At 71.3% G+C, this 16,000-nt stretch carries 12 protein-coding genes and 2 pseudogenes; 4 read left to right on the plus strand and 10 right to left on the minus strand.

Going from position 1 to position 16,000, the window contains the following annotated elements; all coding sequences use genetic code 11:
• Positions 1 to 95 precede the first annotated feature (95 nt).
• The 5 genes from CES90_RS25135 to CES90_RS25155 form a co-directional block, all read right to left on the minus strand.
• Entirely contained in the window at positions 96 to 1,538 is a 1,443-nt protein-coding gene (locus tag CES90_RS25135; RefSeq protein ID WP_189783558.1) for a hypothetical protein, read from the minus strand.
• A 144-nt stretch (positions 1,539 to 1,682) separates the two neighbouring features.
• Positions 1,683 to 5,057, minus strand: coding sequence for a pyruvate carboxylase (locus CES90_RS25140; protein WP_189783557.1), 3,375 nt, complete (start codon positions 5,055 to 5,057; stop codon positions 1,683 to 1,685).
• Positions 5,058 to 5,153: 96 nt separating this feature from the next.
• Positions 5,154 to 6,194 carry a LacI family DNA-binding transcriptional regulator gene (locus CES90_RS25145; protein ID WP_189783556.1) on the minus strand — a complete coding sequence of 347 codons (1,041 nt, stop codon included), beginning with the start codon at positions 6,192 to 6,194 and terminating at the stop codon, positions 5,154 to 5,156.
• Positions 6,195 to 6,332: 138 nt separating this feature from the next.
• Complete coding sequence (locus tag CES90_RS25150; protein ID WP_229913883.1) at positions 6,333 to 6,764, minus strand: hypothetical protein; 432 nt, start codon at positions 6,762 to 6,764, stop codon at positions 6,333 to 6,335.
• Between the two features lie 171 nt (positions 6,765 to 6,935).
• Entirely contained in the window at positions 6,936 to 8,327 is a 1,392-nt protein-coding gene (locus CES90_RS25155; protein ID WP_189783555.1) for an SMI1/KNR4 family protein, read from the minus strand.
• Positions 8,328 to 8,409: 82 nt separating this feature from the next.
• Between CES90_RS25155 and CES90_RS51310 the strand changes: the two are divergent.
• The 3 genes and pseudogenes from CES90_RS51310 to CES90_RS25165 form a co-directional block, all read left to right on the plus strand.
• Positions 8,410 to 8,847 (plus strand): annotated as a pseudogene (locus tag CES90_RS51310) (alpha-L-rhamnosidase-related protein); the annotation flags it as partial.
• Positions 8,821 to 9,222 (plus strand): alpha-L-rhamnosidase C-terminal domain-containing protein, encoded by a 402-nt coding sequence (locus CES90_RS51315; RefSeq protein ID WP_268257023.1) that lies wholly within the window; start codon positions 8,821 to 8,823, stop codon positions 9,220 to 9,222. The pseudogene CES90_RS51310 and the gene CES90_RS51315, both read left to right, overlap by 27 nt.
• A 106-nt stretch (positions 9,223 to 9,328) precedes the next feature.
• Positions 9,329 to 11,077: a protein kinase domain-containing protein gene (locus CES90_RS25165; RefSeq protein ID WP_268257022.1), complete on the plus strand. Its 1,749-nt coding sequence runs from the start codon at positions 9,329 to 9,331 to the stop codon at positions 11,075 to 11,077.
• A 115-nt stretch (positions 11,078 to 11,192) separates the two neighbouring features.
• On the opposite strand, the pseudogene CES90_RS25170 reads toward CES90_RS25165, so the two are convergent.
• From CES90_RS25170 to CES90_RS25190, 5 genes and pseudogenes are all read right to left on the minus strand, one after another.
• Positions 11,193 to 11,403 (minus strand): annotated as a pseudogene (locus CES90_RS25170) (MurR/RpiR family transcriptional regulator); the annotation flags it as partial.
• A 37-nt stretch (positions 11,404 to 11,440) separates the two neighbouring features.
• Positions 11,441 to 12,364 carry an ABC transporter substrate-binding protein gene (locus tag CES90_RS25175; protein ID WP_189783626.1) on the minus strand — a complete coding sequence of 308 codons (924 nt, stop codon included), beginning with the start codon at positions 12,362 to 12,364 and terminating at the stop codon, positions 11,441 to 11,443.
• Between the two features lie 33 nt (positions 12,365 to 12,397).
• Positions 12,398 to 13,087 carry an ABC transporter permease gene (locus CES90_RS25180; protein WP_189783553.1) on the minus strand — a complete coding sequence of 230 codons (690 nt, stop codon included), beginning with the start codon at positions 13,085 to 13,087 and terminating at the stop codon, positions 12,398 to 12,400.
• A complete protein-coding gene (locus CES90_RS25185) occupies positions 13,084 to 13,749 on the minus strand; it encodes an ABC transporter permease (RefSeq protein ID WP_189783552.1) in 666 nt (221 codons plus the stop codon). The genes CES90_RS25180 and CES90_RS25185 overlap by 4 nt, the downstream gene beginning before the upstream one ends.
• A complete protein-coding gene (locus CES90_RS25190; protein WP_189783551.1) occupies positions 13,746 to 14,840 on the minus strand; it encodes an ATP-binding cassette domain-containing protein in 1,095 nt (364 codons plus the stop codon). The genes CES90_RS25185 and CES90_RS25190 overlap by 4 nt, the downstream gene beginning before the upstream one ends.
• 177 nt (positions 14,841 to 15,017) lie before the next feature.
• Here CES90_RS25190 and CES90_RS25195 point away from each other — a divergent pair, with 177 nt between their 5' ends.
• Positions 15,018 to 15,926: an amidohydrolase family protein gene (locus tag CES90_RS25195; RefSeq protein ID WP_189783550.1), complete on the plus strand. Its 909-nt coding sequence runs from the start codon at positions 15,018 to 15,020 to the stop codon at positions 15,924 to 15,926.
• Positions 15,927 to 16,000 lie beyond the last annotated feature (74 nt).

Here is a 16,000-nt window from a genome sequence, read left to right on the forward strand (position 1 = left end):
ACTCGGGTGCTCAACGGCGCCTGGCGGCGCACGAGTTGAGGTGGGCGACGGCTCCGGGGAGGGGCGGAGCCGTCGTCCACGTCGCGTGCCTGATGTCACCGGACGACCAGCGGCCGGAACGCGTCCCGTACGTCGGACTTGGACTCCGCGACATAGTCGTCCGGATCCGGGCCGCCCGAGTCGTCGTCGCCGTAGGTGTAGTACGAGATGGTCGGGGGGCAGCTCGAACCGCTGATCTGGATCTTGCGGTCGGAGACGAGCTTGCCGGTGCGCAGTTCGTACACCCTCACCGGCATCGCGATCTTGTGGTACGTCACGTTCCGGATGGCGCCGGAGTGGGTTTCGTACGGGCACGTCCGCACGGCGTCGCCCTGGCGGGTCTCGCCCATACAGACCACCAGCGCGGCGTCGTCGACGTCGTCGGCCCTCCAGGAGCGGGGAAGTTGGCCGGAATAGTCCTCGCCGTCCTTGTGGGACGGGAGGAACAACGCGGGGTTGTCGCCCTTGCCCGTGCGCTCCGCGCCGCTGTACTCGACCGGGTCGGAGCAGTACTTGGGCGGCGCGTCGGTCCTGGGTGCGAGCAGGTCGAGGACGTTGTCCCGCTCGATGCTCCGCGTGGCCTTCTCGAACCCCTTGCGTGCCTTGCCCGCGGTGTCGTCGCCGGGGTACTGGTCGAGGACCCGCTCGTAGTGCGCCCGGGCGTCCTTCCAGCGCTGCTTCCCCATGAGGTCGTCGCCGCACCCGACGAGCGAGGCGGGCGCGGCCCGCTGCGCCGTGGCGGCGGACCGTTCCAGCAGGTCGTCGCCGAGTTTCCGGTCGCGGAGCCAGTCGATGACGCTGACGGTGGCGCAGGAGTCGGCGGTGGGCAGATCGCCGAGGAACTCGTTCAGCGTCGCTTCTACCGTTCTGTCGTTGCCGGGTGACTCCAGGACCGAGTCGAGGGTGCGGAATCCTCTCTTCAGGGCGGCGAGGTCGCCGACCAGCGCGACGTCCAGCTCGCCCTCGGCCACCCGCAGCCGTTCACACGTCCGTACGGCCTCGTCGCCGTCGGCGGTGGACCGGGCGTCGGCGACACGGTCCCCGAACGACACCCGGGCCTGGGCTCTCGCCACCTCCGCGCAGTCACCGCGTTCGCGGGCCTCGGAGACGCTCCGCTCGATCCCGGCGGCCTCGACGCGCAGATACGCCGCGGCCAGCAGCACCGACAGCGTGACGCCGAGCGCCACCAGGCGCTGCCCGGGCCTCGTGCCCCGGGGTGCGCGCCTGCGCGCCAGGAACCAGCCGTGGGCGGTGACGGTGACCCACCACAGGAGCATGGCGACCTCGTCCGACGGCGAGGCTCCCGCGCCGAGCCTGACGACGAGCACGAGCGTGACGGCCAGGGCGGCGACCGCGAACCAACGCCTTCGTCTCACCATCAAGTAGCCGACGCCGAGCAGGGAGGCGTTGCCGAGGGCGACGGCCAAGGGGTCGGTCGCCCTGTCCTCGGCAGGCGCGGGCTCCGGTACGGCGGACGGGGCGTGCGTCGGGTCGTTCATCCTGGTCCCCCGGTCGCAGAACGGTTCTGGTGCCCGCATGGTGCCGCCGGGCCTCCGGGACCCCTCCCGCGCCGACCTCCGGTCACGCGGACGCGGGGCGGCACCGCTTTCAAAGAACCCGGTCGTGGTGCCGCCCGCGAGGTGTCAGACGATCTCGACGAGCAGGTCGCCGCCCTCCACCTGCTGGATCTTGTTGATGGCGAGCCTGGAGACGCGGCCGGCCTTCGGGGCGGTGATCGCGGCCTCCATCTTCATGGCCTCGATGGTGGCCACGGTGGCCCCGGACTCCACCTCGTCGCCCTCGGTGACGGCGAGGGTCACCACTCCGGCGAAGGGGGCGGCGACATGGCCGGGGTTGGCGCGGTCGGCCTTCTCCGTCACCGGGATGTCGGAGGAGGCGGCGGCATCGCGTACCTGGATCGGCCGCAGCTGGCCGTTCAGGGTGGACATCACCGTGCGCATGCCCCGCTCGTCGGCCTCGCCCACGGCCTCGAGGCCGATGAGGAGCCGTACGCCGGGTTCGAGGTCGACGGTGTACTCCTTGCCGGGGCCGAGACCGTAGAAGAAGTCCTTGCTGTCGAGGACGCTCGTGTCGCCGTAGGTCTGACGGTGGGTCTCGAACTCGCGCGTCGGGCCGGGGAACAGCAGCCGGTTGAGAGTGGCGCGCCGGTCCTTCTCCAGGCCTGTACGGTCCTCGGCGGTCAGGTCCTGGACGGGTTTGGCCTCGCCGCGGCCCTGGAGGGCCTTGGTGCGGAACGGCTCGGGCCAGCCTCCGGGCGGGGTGCCGAGCTCGCCGCGCAGGAATCCGATGACGGAGTCGGGGATGTCGAACCGGTCGGGGGTGGCCTCGAAGTCGGCGGGGGCGACTCCGGCGCCGACCAGGTGGAGGGCGAGGTCGCCGACGACCTTGGACGACGGGGTGACCTTGACCAGGTGGCCGAGGATGCGGTCGGCGGCGGTGTACATCGCCTCGATGTCCTCGAAGCGGTCGCCGAGGCCCAGGGCGACGGCCTGGGTGCGGAGGTTGGAGAGCTGGCCGCCGGGGATCTCGTGGTCGTAGACGCGGCCGGTCGGGGAAGCGAGGCCCGCCTCGAAGGGGGCGTAGATCCTGCGGACGCTCTCCCAGTACGGCTCCAGGTCGCCCACGGCGCGCAGGTCGAGCCCGGTGGGCCGGTCGGAGTGGTCCGTGGCGGCGACGATCGCCGACAGCGAGGGCTGCGAGGTGGTGCCGGCCATCGACGCCACCGCCCCGTCCACGGCGTCGGCGCCGGCCTGGATCGCGGCGAGGTAGGTGGCGAGCTGGCCGCCCGCCGTGTCATGGGTGTGGATGTGGACCGGCAGGTCGAACTCGCGGCGCAGGGCCGACACGAGCTTGGTGGCGGCGGGGGCGCGAAGCAGTCCCGCCATGTCCTTCACGGCCAGGACATGGGCGCCGGCCTCGACGATCTGCTCGGCGAGGCGGAGGTAGTAGTCGAGAGTGTAGAGCCGCTCGGCCGGGTTCGACAGGTCGGAGGTGTAGCAGAGGGCCACCTCGGCGACGGCCGTTCCGGTCGCGCGTACGGCGTCGATGGCGGGCCGCATCTGGCCGACGTCGTTGAGCGCGTCGAAGATGCGGAAGATGTCGATGCCGGTGTCCGTGGCCTCCTGGACGAAGGCGTCGGTCACCTCCGTCGGGTAGGGCGTGTACCCCACCGTGTTGCGGCCGCGCAGCAGCATCTGCAGACAGATGTTCGGCGCGGCCTTACGGAACGCGGCCAGCCGCTCCCAGGGATCCTCGGCGAGGAAGCGCAGGGCGACGTCGTAGGTGGCGCCGCCCCAGCACTCCAGGGAGAGCAGCTGCGGCAGGGTGCGGGCCACCACGGGGGCGACGGCGAGCATGTCCTTCGTACGGACCCGGGTGGCGAGCAGCGACTGGTGGGCGTCGCGGAACGTGGTGTCGGTGACGCCGATGGTCGGGGACTCGCGCAGCCAGCGGGCGAAGCCCTCGGGGCCGAGTTCGACGAGCTTCTGCTTGGAGCCGGCCGGGGGTTCGGCGACGTCGACGGCCGGGATCTTGGTGGCCGGGTCGATCAGCGCGGGGCGCTCGCCGTGGGGCTTGTTCACCGTGACGTCGGCGAGATAGGTGAGCAGCTTCGTGCCACGGTCGGCGGAGTGGCGGGCGGTGAGCAGGTGCGAGCGCTGCTCGATGAACGACGTGGTGACCTGGCCCGCCTGGAAGTCCGGGTCGTCGAGGACGGCCTGCAGGAACGGGATGTTCGTGGCCACGCCGCGGATGCGGAACTCGGCGACGGCGCGTCGGGCGCGGTTGACGGCGGTGGTGAAGTCCCGGCCCCGGCAGGTGAGTTTGACCAGCATGGAGTCGAAGTGTGCGCTGATCTCCGTACCGGCGTGGGTGGTGCCGCCGTCGAGGCGGATGCCCGAGCCTCCGGGTGAGCGGTAGGCGCTGATGCGGCCGGTGTCCGGGCGGAAGCCGTTCGCCGGGTCCTCGGTGGTGATACGGCACTGGAGGGCCGCGCCGCGCAGGGTGACGGTCTCCTGGGAGAGCCCGAGGTCGGCGAGGGTCGCCCCGGCGGCGATGCGCAGCTGCGACTGCACGAGGTCGACGTCGGTGACCTCCTCGGTCACCGTGTGCTCGACCTGGATGCGGGGGTTCATCTCGATGAAGACGTGGTTGCCTTCGCGGTCGAGGAGGAACTCGACGGTGCCCGCGTTACGGTAGCCGATCTCGCGGGCGAACCGTACGGCGTCGGCGCAGATCCGCTCGCGCAGTTCGGGGTCGAGGTTGGGCGCGGGCGCCAGCTCGATGACCTTCTGGTGGCGGCGCTGCACCGAACAGTCGCGCTCGAAGAGGTGGATGACGTCGCCGTGGCCGTCGGCGAGGATCTGCACCTCGATGTGTCGGGGCTCGACGACGGCCTTCTCCAGGAAGACCGTGGGGTCGCCGAACGCGGACGCGGCCTCGCGGGACGCCGCCTCGATCGCCTCGCGCAGGACGGCGGGGTCCTCGACGCGGCGCATACCGCGTCCGCCGCCGCCGGCGACCGCCTTGACGAAGACGGGGAAGCCGATCTCCTCGGCGGCGCGCACCAGTTCGTCGACGTCGGTGGACGGCTCGGAGGAGCCCAGTACCGGTACGCCGGCCGCGCGGGCGGCGGCGACCGCGCGCGCCTTGTTGCCCGTCAGCTCCAGGATCTGGGCGCTCGGGCCGACGAACGTGATGCCCGCCTCCTCGCAGGCCCGCGCCAGCTCCGGGTTCTCGGACAGGAACCCGTAGCCCGGGTAGACGGCGTCGGCGCCGGCCTGGCGGGCGGCGCGCATGATCTCGTCGACGGAGAGGTAGGCCCGCACGGGATGCCCCGGCTCACCGATCTCGTAGGCCTCGTCGGCCTTCAGCCGGTGCAGCGAGTTGCGATCCTCGTGCGGGAAGACGGCGACGGTTCGCGCGCCCACCTCATACCCGGCACGGAACGCGCGGATCGCGATCTCGCCACGGTTGGCGACCAGTACCTTGCGGAGCATTCCTGATCCCTTCGCCCTGCGATGAGGAACACCATGGTCCCGGCAATGAGGGTGCCATGCCATGAGAGTCGTGTCACTGAGTGCCGGAGAAATATGTCACTGAGTGCCACGAGTCGGATCGCCGCCGACATGGCCCGCACGGCCGGCCACCGGGCCGGTGGAGCCCCGGACGACGAGTTGGGTGGGCAGGCGCAGGGTGCGGGGCTCACGGCGTTCACCGGCGAGGGATTGCGTCAGCAGCTCCAGGCCGAGTGAACCGGCCCGGTCCATCGGTACGGCGACGCTGGTCAGGGACGGGTGGGCGGTCTCGGCGAGCGGCGTGTCGTCGATGCCGACGACGCCGAGGTCGTCCGGGACGCGGACGCCGAGCCGCCGCGCTCCGGCGATCACCCCGAGGGCGACGAGGTCGTTGTGCGCGATGACCGCGGACGCGCCGGAGGCAACCACGCCCGCCGCGGCGGCGACACCCCCGGCCACCGACTCGGACTGGCGGCCCAGCACCTCCAGGACGAGATCAGCCCCCTCGGCCGCGGCCCTGGCCACGCCGAGGCGGTGCTCTCCGGCCCAGGAGTGCTGTGGGCCCGGGACGTACGCGATGTGGGTGTGGCCCAGCGCGGCCAGGTACTCGATGGTCTGGCGGAGGCCGTCGGTCGCGTCGGCGACGACACAGTCGGCGCTCGTGGTCTCGCGGTCGACGAGGACGACCGGGGTGTCACCGCACAGGGCGAGCACGTCCTCGGCGGCGAGCCTGGGCGCGCACACGATGAGCCCGGCGGAACCGTCGGCGAGCCGCGTGATCACCTCCCGCTCGCGGTCCGGGTCGAAGTCGGTGTCGGCCGGCGCGATCGTCTGCCGACGGTGCCAGCCCTGCGCTTGCACAGCCTTGACGAAGGTGCCGTAGACCGGGTTCGCGATGTCGGGGACGACCACGGCCACGGTCGCCGTCTCGGTGACGGTGCCCGGCTCCGGTCGCCAGGCCACTTGACGGGGCGGCGGCTCGTAACCCAGCTCTTGCGCGGCTTCCCGAACCTTGCGCAATGTTTCCGTACCCAGCCGATCGGGTTCGCTGAACGCCCGGGAGGCCGTGGAGAGGGCGACATTCGCTTGCTTGGCGACATCGGTCAGAGTAGGGGACATGAGGTCATCTTCGGCAAGCTTGCGCAAGATTGTCAATGTGTGCGGCAAGGTTCCACGCTGCGGCTTGGGGTCCCGCCGCCGCGCCGGACGCCGGCGTCTGCGTGGCCTGCGTCGAGGTGCGCGGCACGCCGGCATCGTTCAGCCGCGCGCCGTGAACTGGCTCCCCGTCCTCTCACCGTCGTCCGTGACCGCCGCGGCCACACAGCGGAAGACGCGCAGCCCCTTGTCCCACTCCACCGCTGAAGGCGGAATGATGTCGACGTTCCATTCGTCCGCGCTGTCATCGCCGCCCGGAACCATCGCCTCGGCCATGACCTTCTGCGAGCACAGCGCCTTGACGTCAGGATGCTTGACCAGGTCCCGCGCGTTGTTGGTCATGCCGTCCTCCGGCAGCGGGGCGATCGCGAAGGTCTCCCACACAGGCTTGGTCCGGCAGTCCGCACAGCTGACGGTGACGGTGGCGGAGACGGAGATGTCGACGATGCCGCTCCAGCACTCCGGGGTCGCGACACACCGGCCGCCCACGCCGTCGACGTCCGTCGCGGGGCAGTTCTCCGTCGTGGTCGCCACCCCGCCGAAACCGGAGGCGGCCTTGTTCTCGGCGTTCCATTCTTTCGAGCCCCACGGTGCCGTACCCCCAGCGCACACCCTGGGCAGAACGTCCGCCCGAGGTGAGGCGAGACTCTGACCAAGGGCTCGGACACCGGTACGCCCGGTTGGACCCGTTGTGTACTCCGGCGGCTACACCGCGGGGCCGAGGTCGCCTTCGAGTCGGGTCCGGGTGATCGGCGGGCGGTCCCAGAGGGCGAGGATCTCGTTGGCGAGGTCCACGGTCGGGCGCGGGGAGCGGTCGCCGCGCACCTCGATGCCCGCGGCCAGCAGGCTGCGCGGGACAGCCCCCGCGTCGAGGAGGACCCGCCAGTCCTCCGGCGGGAGTTCAAGGTACTCGAGTCCGCTCAACCGGGCGATCTCCAGCGGGTCGGCGAGCGTACCGGGGTAGGCGCTCAGGGTCCGCAGGCGGGGCAACCCGATGACGGGGGCGAGGCTGAACGGGTCCTCGTCCCACACGCCGATGTTCAGGACCTCAAGGCCGGGGTGGGCGGCGGCCTCGATGCTCCGCAGGCTGCGGTGGTGGACCCAGGCCACCGCCGGCGGCTCCTCGTCCCCACGACGACGACGGCGGCGGGGCTGCTCATCGGGCCCGCGCAGGACGAGATCCGTGAGGGAGTCGGCGACCAGGTCGGCACCGATGTTCTCCTCGTGGCTGAGGATGATGATCTGCCCCAGGTGGCCGCCCGGGGCCGGGGTCAGGTCTACCGCGAGCCGGTCGCCGCCGCCGTTGTCGCCGAAGGCGATCCAGCCGGGTGAACCGACCAGGCCCTGCACGGCGGCGTCGGGCGGGGTGACGACCGCCTCCTTCGCCGCGAACCGCCACAGGGAAGGACGGGACGACACATCGGCGATGTAGAGGTCGTCCAGGGCGAAGAGCTCGCAGCCGACCGCCATGACCTCACGCTCGGCCGCCTCGTGGTCGCCGGCCCAGTCCTGCCACCGCGCCCGTGTCACCCGGTACAGCACCTTGAGCTCGTCGGGCAGCGCGACACCGAGGCGTGCCTCCGCGGCGGCGATCTCGTCCTCCGTGGCGCCGACGGCGCCGGGTATCCGCTCGCGGAGCGTCCGCTCCAGCAGGGCGAGGTCCCTGGTCGGGGCCGGCACCGCGTCGGGCACCGGATCAGGCAGGCGGCGCCAGGGCTCGGGGAGGGCGCCCTCGACCAGGACCAGCGAACCGGGGTGCGGACTGCCGACGCTGGACTCCACGGCGGGGCTCGGGCCCAGCAGCCGGAGTACGGCCCTCCCGGCCTGTTCGATCCTCACCGTGAACGAGACGCCCTCGATGCCGAGGTCCACGAGCGCGCTCCGCACGCGCTGCACCGCGTCGAACTCGGCCTTCAGCTTGCCCTCGATCACAGATGCCTGCCCCGGCGGCGGCACCGGCCGCTTCAGGGGCACGCTCCACGCGCCTTGGCTGATCTGTCCCGCCACTTGGCCGCCGGTGGCGAAAGCCTCCGCCTTGTCGGCCCGCAGAAGCCTCAACAGCGGCTCCCACGTGGCGAAGTCGTGCAGCGGGGACAACGGGACCTCCGGTGGTTCCGGCGAACGTGGCGCAGTGATGCGCAGTGATTATGCGCGAGCTTCGTGACCGGCCCTCGGCAAGGACGCCGACGCGACCACGCTGCACGGCCGGGCCGACACCCTCGCCAAGGCCATGCGGGCCACCCTCCTGGACTCCTCGGCCGGGCGCTTCCGCGACGGCGTCGGCACGACCGACGGCGTCGGCACGACCCACAGCGCCCAGCACGCCACCGCCTTCCCCGTGGCGCTCGGCGTCGCGGACGGCCTGGACGGGGACGTGCTCGCCAAGCTGGGCGACACCCTGGCGGCGGGTGGCATGAAGGTGAGCGTGTACGGGTCGCAGTTCCTGCTCGACGCGCTGTTCCGGCTCGGTCGCTCCGACGCGGCGCTCGCGCTGCTCACCTCGACGGCCACCAACTCGTGGCTGCACATGGTCGACGCGCTGAAGGCCACGATCGTCACGGAGGCGTGGGACCCCGCGCTGAAGTCCAACATGACGCTCTCCCACGCCTGGGCATCCGCGCCCGCCAATGCCGTGGCCCGGCACATCCTCGGCGTCCAGGTCAGCGAGCCGGGCGCGGCCGAGTTCCTGGTCCGTCCCCGCACCGGCTCGCTGACCGAGGCCGAGGGAACGGTTCCCTCGGTGCGCGGGCCGGTAGCGGTCCGGGTGCGCCGCTCCGGGGACACGCACACGACGACGGTGACCGTGCCGCCGAACTCCCGTGCCGTGCTTGAGGTGGAGATCGGCGAGGCCGATCCGGCGGCGTACCGGGTGACGGGGCCGGCGCCCGGCGGCCGGGGGAAGGCGGAGGTCGAGTCGTTCACCGACCTCACGGGCACCGTGCTGCGGATCGGACCGGTCGGCTCGGGCACGACGGAGGTGGTGCGGAAGTGACGGAAACCCGGAACCTTGGCCTGAGCTGAGCTAACCTCGACATCTGGGGAGCGAACAGACGTACGTAGAAAGCCATTTCGGGGGTGTTGTGTCAGACCAGCGGCCGGTGCCATCGCGCTCGACGGCGGACAGGGCTCCGGCGCCGCGGCATACGGGTGCCCTGCCGCTGCGCCCCGGCGACCCGGACCGTATAGGTCCGTATGTGTCGCTGGGGCTGCTCGGCAGCGGCGGCATGGGGCGCGTCTATCTGGCGCGCCCCGCCGACGGCGACCCGGATCTCGTCGCGGTGAAGGTGATCAGGCCGGAGTACGCCGAGGACATCAGGTTCCGGCGCCGGTTCGAGCGCGAGGCGTCGGTTCACGGCCGCGTCCTGACCCCGCACTTGCCAAGGCTGCGCGGCACGGGTTTCCAGGACGAACTGCTGTGGATGGCCACCGAGTACGTGCCGGGGCTCGACCTGGCGGACGCCGTGCAGGAGGACGGTGCCCTCGCGCTGGCGGCCGTCTGGCGGCTTGTGGCGGAGCTCGGGCGGGCGCTCGCCGACCTGTCCGCCGCGGGGATCGTGCACCGGGATCTCAAGCCGTCCAACGTCCTGCTGTCCGCCCGGGGCGCGCATGTGATCGACTTCGGCATCTCGAAGGCCGCCGACGCGAGCGCGATCACCGGCACGGGCAACCGGGTGGGCACTCCCGCGTACATGTCGCCGGAGTACCTGAGGACCGGTGAGTGCGACACCGCGTCGGACGTTTTCTCGCTGGCCTGCACGCTGGTCTACGCGGCGACCGGGAGCGCCCCGTTCGGCGACGGTACCGGCGTCGACGTGATGCACCGGGTGGCGTTCGAGGAGCCCAACGCGAAGGTGATCGGCGAGGTCTCGGCGGCCGACGAGGCGCTCGCTTCGCTGCTGTCCGCCTGCCTGGGCAAGGAGCCCGGGGCTCGGCCGACTCCGAAGGAGCTGATCGAGGCGGCCGGGGCGCACGCCGGCACGCCAGGCACGTCCGGCTCACCGGGCACGTCCGGCTGGCCGGAGCCGCTCGGTGGCAGGGTGCTGGCCCGGCAGCAGGCGTACGAGGCGCTGCGCCGGCTGCCCCTGGCACAGCCCTCGCCCGAGGCCGCCGCGCACCCTTCCGCGCCCCCTTCCTCACCGCCGAACGCGACTCCGAAGCCCTCCGCCGACGCGGCCGGACAGTCGCCTCCGGCGCAGGGCCGCAACTCGACGCGGCGCAAGCGGGTGCTGGCGGGAGTCACGGGCGTGGCGCTCTGCGCGACAGTGGCCGCCGGTGTCTTCGTACTCACGCGCCCCGACTCTTCCGCCAGTGCCTCGCCGGAGGCGGGTACGTCGACCGCGGCGGGCGGTGTGCCCGGTGCCACCGTCTCCTCGACGGCACCCGGGGCCTCGGGCGGCGCGCCCGTACCGGATGGCGGGTCCTCCGTCTCGGAGGTGTCCGGCAAGGATGACAGCGTTGCCGACGACACCCCGCGCCCTGACGCCTCCGCCGACCACGACCGGCGCACCACCGCTCCTTCCGGTTCCGCCACCGAGTCCGGTGCCCCGCCCGAGACCGCCCCGTCCCAGAGCAGCGCGCCTCCCGATTCGGGGACCCCGGCCTGGATCTCGGACTGCACGCATTACTCGGGCAACGGCCGTACCCGGCTGGGGAACAGCGGCAAACGTGTGCTCCAGGTGCAGTGCATCCTGACGAAGCGCGGGTACGGCGTGGGCGACTCCGGCGTGGACGGCGAGTTCGGCACCGGCACGGAGGCGGCGGTTCAGGCCTTCCAGAGCGACAAGGGGCTGGACGTCGACGGAGTCGTCGGCCACGACACCTGGGCGGCGTTACGCGCCTCTGAGTGACCGCCGGGAACAGCGACGTCGCGGTCGGACACAGGCCCTCAGTCGACGAACAGCCCCCGTGCCGCGGCCCGGGCGTCGAACTCCTCCAGGTGGGCCTGGGCGTTCGGCAGGGCGTCGCACATCGCCTCCAGGAGGACCTGGCCGCCGGGTAGTTGTCGAAGCCGAGGGCGACGGCGAAACGGGTCACCGACGGCTGGCTCATCCCCGTCGAGCCGGGCCAGTTCCACGCTCGACAGGAACGGCGCGTCCGCGGCCTGCCGGACCAGGCAGTGCGCGATGCGGCGCTGCGTGGGGGTGAGCCGACGGTCTTCGAAGAGCCACTGCAGCTGTGCGGACGCGCCGTTCGTGTGATCCCCCTGCCGGTCAGCTCACCAGGCCGGCCTTCGTCAGCCATTCCTCGGCGACGGTGTCGGCGTCCTCCTTGTCGTTGACGAGCTTCTTCATCATGTCGAGCAGGTCCTGGGTGGTGAGCTTGGCCGAGACGGCGTTGAGCGCTTCCTTGGCCGTGTCGTTCACCGCGTCCTTGTAGACCAGCGGCGTGACGTTCTGCGAGGAGAAGAGGTTCTCCGGGTCCTCCAGGACCACCAACTTGTCGGCGACGATGGCGGGATCGGTGGTGTAGAGGTTGGCGGCCTGCACCTCGTTGTCCTTCAACAGCTTGACCAGGGTGGTCTGGGCGCCTCCGTCGAGCGGCTGGAACTTGCCGAACTCGACGCCGTAGACCTTCTTCAGACCGACCCCGCCCTGGGTGCGGGTCTTGAACTCGGAGCCCGCCCCGAGCGTCATGTCACCCGCGACCGGCTTGAGGTCGGCGAGAGTCTTGAGGTTGTACTTGGCTGCGGTCTCGGCGGTGACCGTGACGGAGTCCTTGTCCTCGGCCTGGGCCGAGTCGAGTATCTCCACCGACGACGGGAGTTTCTCCTTCAGTTCGGCGTTGATCTCCTCCGTACTGGTCGCGGTGCTGTTCTTGTCGACCGCCACCGACAGCAGGGCGCCGTTGTACTCGGGGAAGACGCCGATGCCGCCCTTGACCACCTGGTCGTAGTAGACCTCGCGGGCCCCGATGTCGAACTTGCGGGTCACCTTCAGGCCCTTGTCCTCCAGGGCCTGCGAGTAGATCTCGGCGAGGAGTTGGTTCTCGGGGAAGTTCGCCGAGCCGACGACGATGGACTTGCCGTCACCGCCGCCGCTGCTGCCCGTCAGCGGGTTGTCGTCGCTGTCGCCGCCGCCTCCGCAGGCGGTCAGGGTGAGTGCGGTGATCAGGCCGAACGCGGCGCCTCGGTACATGCCTCGCATGGGTGTTTCCTCTCTGCTCAGAACTCAGGATTTCGTCGCCGCGGCCCTGAGGCCCGGCGAGACGACGACGCGTCGCAGTGCGGTGAACACGGCCTGGACGACCAGCGCGAGAACGACGACGACCGTGGAGCCGCCGATGACCAACTCGTAGTCGTTGCGGGAGAGTCCGTCGACGATGAAGCGGCCGAGGCCCCCGAGGCCGGGGTAGGCGGCGACGGTCGCGGTGGCCACGACCTGGATCGCGGCGACCCGCAGCCCGAGGAGGATCAGGGGCAGCGCCATCGGCACCTCCACCCGGATCAGAATCTCCCACTCGGTCATGCCGACCCCGCGTGCCGCGTCCCGGGTCGCCGGGTCCACGCCCCGTACGCCTTCGAAGGTGTTGATGAGGATCGGCGGGACGGCGAGCGCGACCAGGGCGATCAGTACGGGTGTGGTGCTGAGTCCGGCGAGCGTGACGACGAGGACGACCAGGCCGAAGGTGGGGATCGCCCGCGCGAGGTTCGCCACGCTGGCCACGGCGAACGCGCCACGGCCGGTGTGTCCGACGAGAAGCCCGAACGTCAGCCCGATCAGGGCGGCGAACAGCAGCGACAGCCCGCTGTAGGTGAGGTGTTCCAGGAGGCGCTGCGGGATTCCCTCGTCGCCCTGCCACTGGGCCGAGGACGTCAGCCAGTCCCCCACGAGCTGGATCTGGTTCAGGAAGTCGTTCATGCCGCCGTCACCTTGCTCCGGGACCAGGGGGTGAGCAGCCGTTGCGCCAGGACCAGCAGGGCGTCGGTGGTGAGCGCCAGCAGCATGATCAGCACCATCGCGGTGACGATGGGGGTGGGGAAGTCGAGTTGGAGGCCGCGGGTGATGTAGTAGCCGAGGCCGCCCTGGCCGATCAGCTGTCCTACGGCGACGAGGCTGATGGAGGAGACGGCGGCGACGCGTACGCCGGCGATGACGACGGGTACGGCGATCGGCAGTTCGACCTGGACGACCCGGCGTACCGTGCCGAATCCCATCGCGGTGGCCGCGAGCCGCACCGGTTCGGGGACCGAGGCGAGGCCGTCCACGACGTTGGGCACCAGGACCGACAGGGTGTAGAGCGTCAGCGGGATCATCACCGTCTGTTCGGTCAGCCCCGTGTAACGGACGAAGATCATGAACAGGGCGAGGGACGGGATCGAGTACAGGATGTTGGCCACGGTCAGCACCGGCGGGTACAGCCAGCGCAGCCGGTGGCACAGGATCCCGAGCGGCACGGAGATGACCAGGCCGAACACGACCGGGAGCAGGCCGAGTCTCAGATGGACGCCGGTGTAGTCGGCCAGTTCGGCGGCGTGGTCGGCTATCCACTGCCACCGGACCAGCGGCTCGTCGTCGTTCACTTGTCGTCACCGCCCGGGCTGTCGGTGATCTCGTGGACGTCCGCGACGCCGACGACCGCGCCGTCCGCGTCGACGCCCACCGCGAGCCGGGCGGGCGACAGCAGTGCCGAGTCGAGGGCGGCCCGTGCCGAGTCGCCGACGAGGCTGAAGGTGTGGCCGAGCGGGGCCGGCGATACGTCCGCGAGCGTGCCGCTGTCCGGGAGTTCGGCGACCGGGGCCCAGCCGAGCGGTCGTCGGGCGTCGTCGACGATGAGCACCCAGGGCTCCTTCACCGCCCTGGCCTCCGCGACCGGGGTGGTCGCCGACAGCACGGGTCCGTCGCGCAGGGGGACCTCGGCCGCCTTGACGAAGGACAGCCGGCGGATGCCGCGGTCGTGTCCCACGAAGTCGGCCACGAACTCGTCGGCGGGGCGGGTGAGCAGCCGCTCGGGGGTGTCGAACTGGGCGAGCCTGCCGCCCGTGCGGAACACCGCGATGTTGTCGCCGAGTTTGATCGCCTCGTCGATGTCATGGGTGACGAACACGATCGTCTTGTGCAGCTCCTTCTGCAGCCGGATGAACTCCGCCTGCAGCTCCGCCCGCACGATCGGGTCGACCGCGCTGAACGGCTCGTCCATCAGCAGCACCGGCGGATCGGCGCCCAGCGCCCTGGCCACGCCGACGCGCTGCTGCTGCCCGCCGGAGAGCTGGTTCGGGTAGCGCTTGGCCATCTCGGCCGGCAGGCCCACCAGTTCCAGCAGCTCGGCCGCCCGCGCCCGCGCCTTCTTCCGGCTCCAGCCGAGCAGCAGCGGGACGGTCGCTATGTTGTCGAGGACGGTACGGTGCGGGAACAGCCCCGCGTGCTGGATCACATAGCCGATGCCCCGCCTCAACTCGGGGGCGTTGACCTCCCGGATGTCCCGGCCGCGCAGGCTCACCGTCCCGGTCGTCGGCTCCACCATGCGGTTGATCATGCGCAGCGTCGTGGTCTTGCCGCAGCCGGAGGGACCGACCAGGACCGTGATGCCACCCTCGGCCAACTCCAGGGACAGATCGTCCACCGCTGTCGTGCCGTTCGGATATTTTTTACTCACCGCGTCGAATCTGATCAAAGCTGCCCCTCAACCGACTGCATATGGCCATTCAGCGTTGTCCGTGACTGAATGGCAGTCAATGGTCCGGCGTGAACGGCACGTTACGTTCACACGAAACCGAGCCCCGGATGCCTGGAATGATCAGGTTCCACGGTTGATGTGCGTCGCATAATGGGCCGTGGTGGGAGGAGCGTCATGATCAGCGTCGACGTGCACCAGCATCTGTGGACCCCCTCGCTGGTGGCGGCCCTGCGGTCCCGCCGTGAGCCGCCGTTCCTGGACGGCTGGACCCTGTTCCTGGACGGTGAGCCGCCGTACGAGGTCCCACCCGCCGACCACGATGTCGCCCGGCGCACGGAACTCGCCGCCGCGGACGGGCTCGGCCGGGTGCTCGTGTCGATGTCCGCGCCGATCGGCGTCGAGTGGCTGCCGTCGGCCGAGGCCCGGCCCCTGCTCGACGCCTATCACGAGGGCGCCGCCGCGCTGCCCGAGCCGTTCGGCGCCTGGGCGGCCGCCTGTGTCCGGGACATCGACGCGAGCGCGACGGCCAAGGACCTCGACCAGGGTTTCGTCGGCCTCCAGCTCCCAGCCAACGCCCTGGCCGACGCGACCGGTTACGCGCGCTGCGCCCCGCTGCTGGAACTCCTCGAAGGGCGGGACCTCCCGCTGTTCGTCCACCCGGGGCCCGCGGCCGCCGCGCCCGAAGGTCCCGGCTGGTGGCCCGCGATGGTCCCCTATGTACAGCAGATGCACGCCGCCTGGTTCGCCTTCCGGGCCTTCGGCCGGCCCCGCCATCCACGCCTGCGGGTGTGCTTCGCGCTGCTGGCCGGGCTCGCCCCACTGCACGGGGAGCGGTTCGCCGCCCGGGGCGACAAAGACACGGCCGGGGCCGATCCGAACGTGTTCGTCGAGACCTCCTCGTACGGCCCGACCGCCGTCGACGCGGTCGTCCGCGCCCTGGGTGTGGGCGCCGTCGTCCAGGGCTCGGACCGGCCCTACGGAGAGCCGCCGCACCACCCCGGTTTCGGCCTGGGCGGCGCCGCCGCGTACGCCTTTCGCATCGCCAATCCCCGGCGGCTGCTCACCGGGAGGGAGTCAACTTGACCCGGCTCTGAAGGGCCGGGCTTGGAGGTAGTGCCCAACTGTCTGCTGGGTTGACTCCTCCGTCCAGACACCCC

Origin of the sequence: Streptomyces capitiformicae (genome assembly GCF_002214185.1) — a bacterium.
Taxonomy (GTDB): domain Bacteria; phylum Actinomycetota; class Actinomycetes; order Streptomycetales; family Streptomycetaceae; genus Streptomyces; species Streptomyces capitiformicae.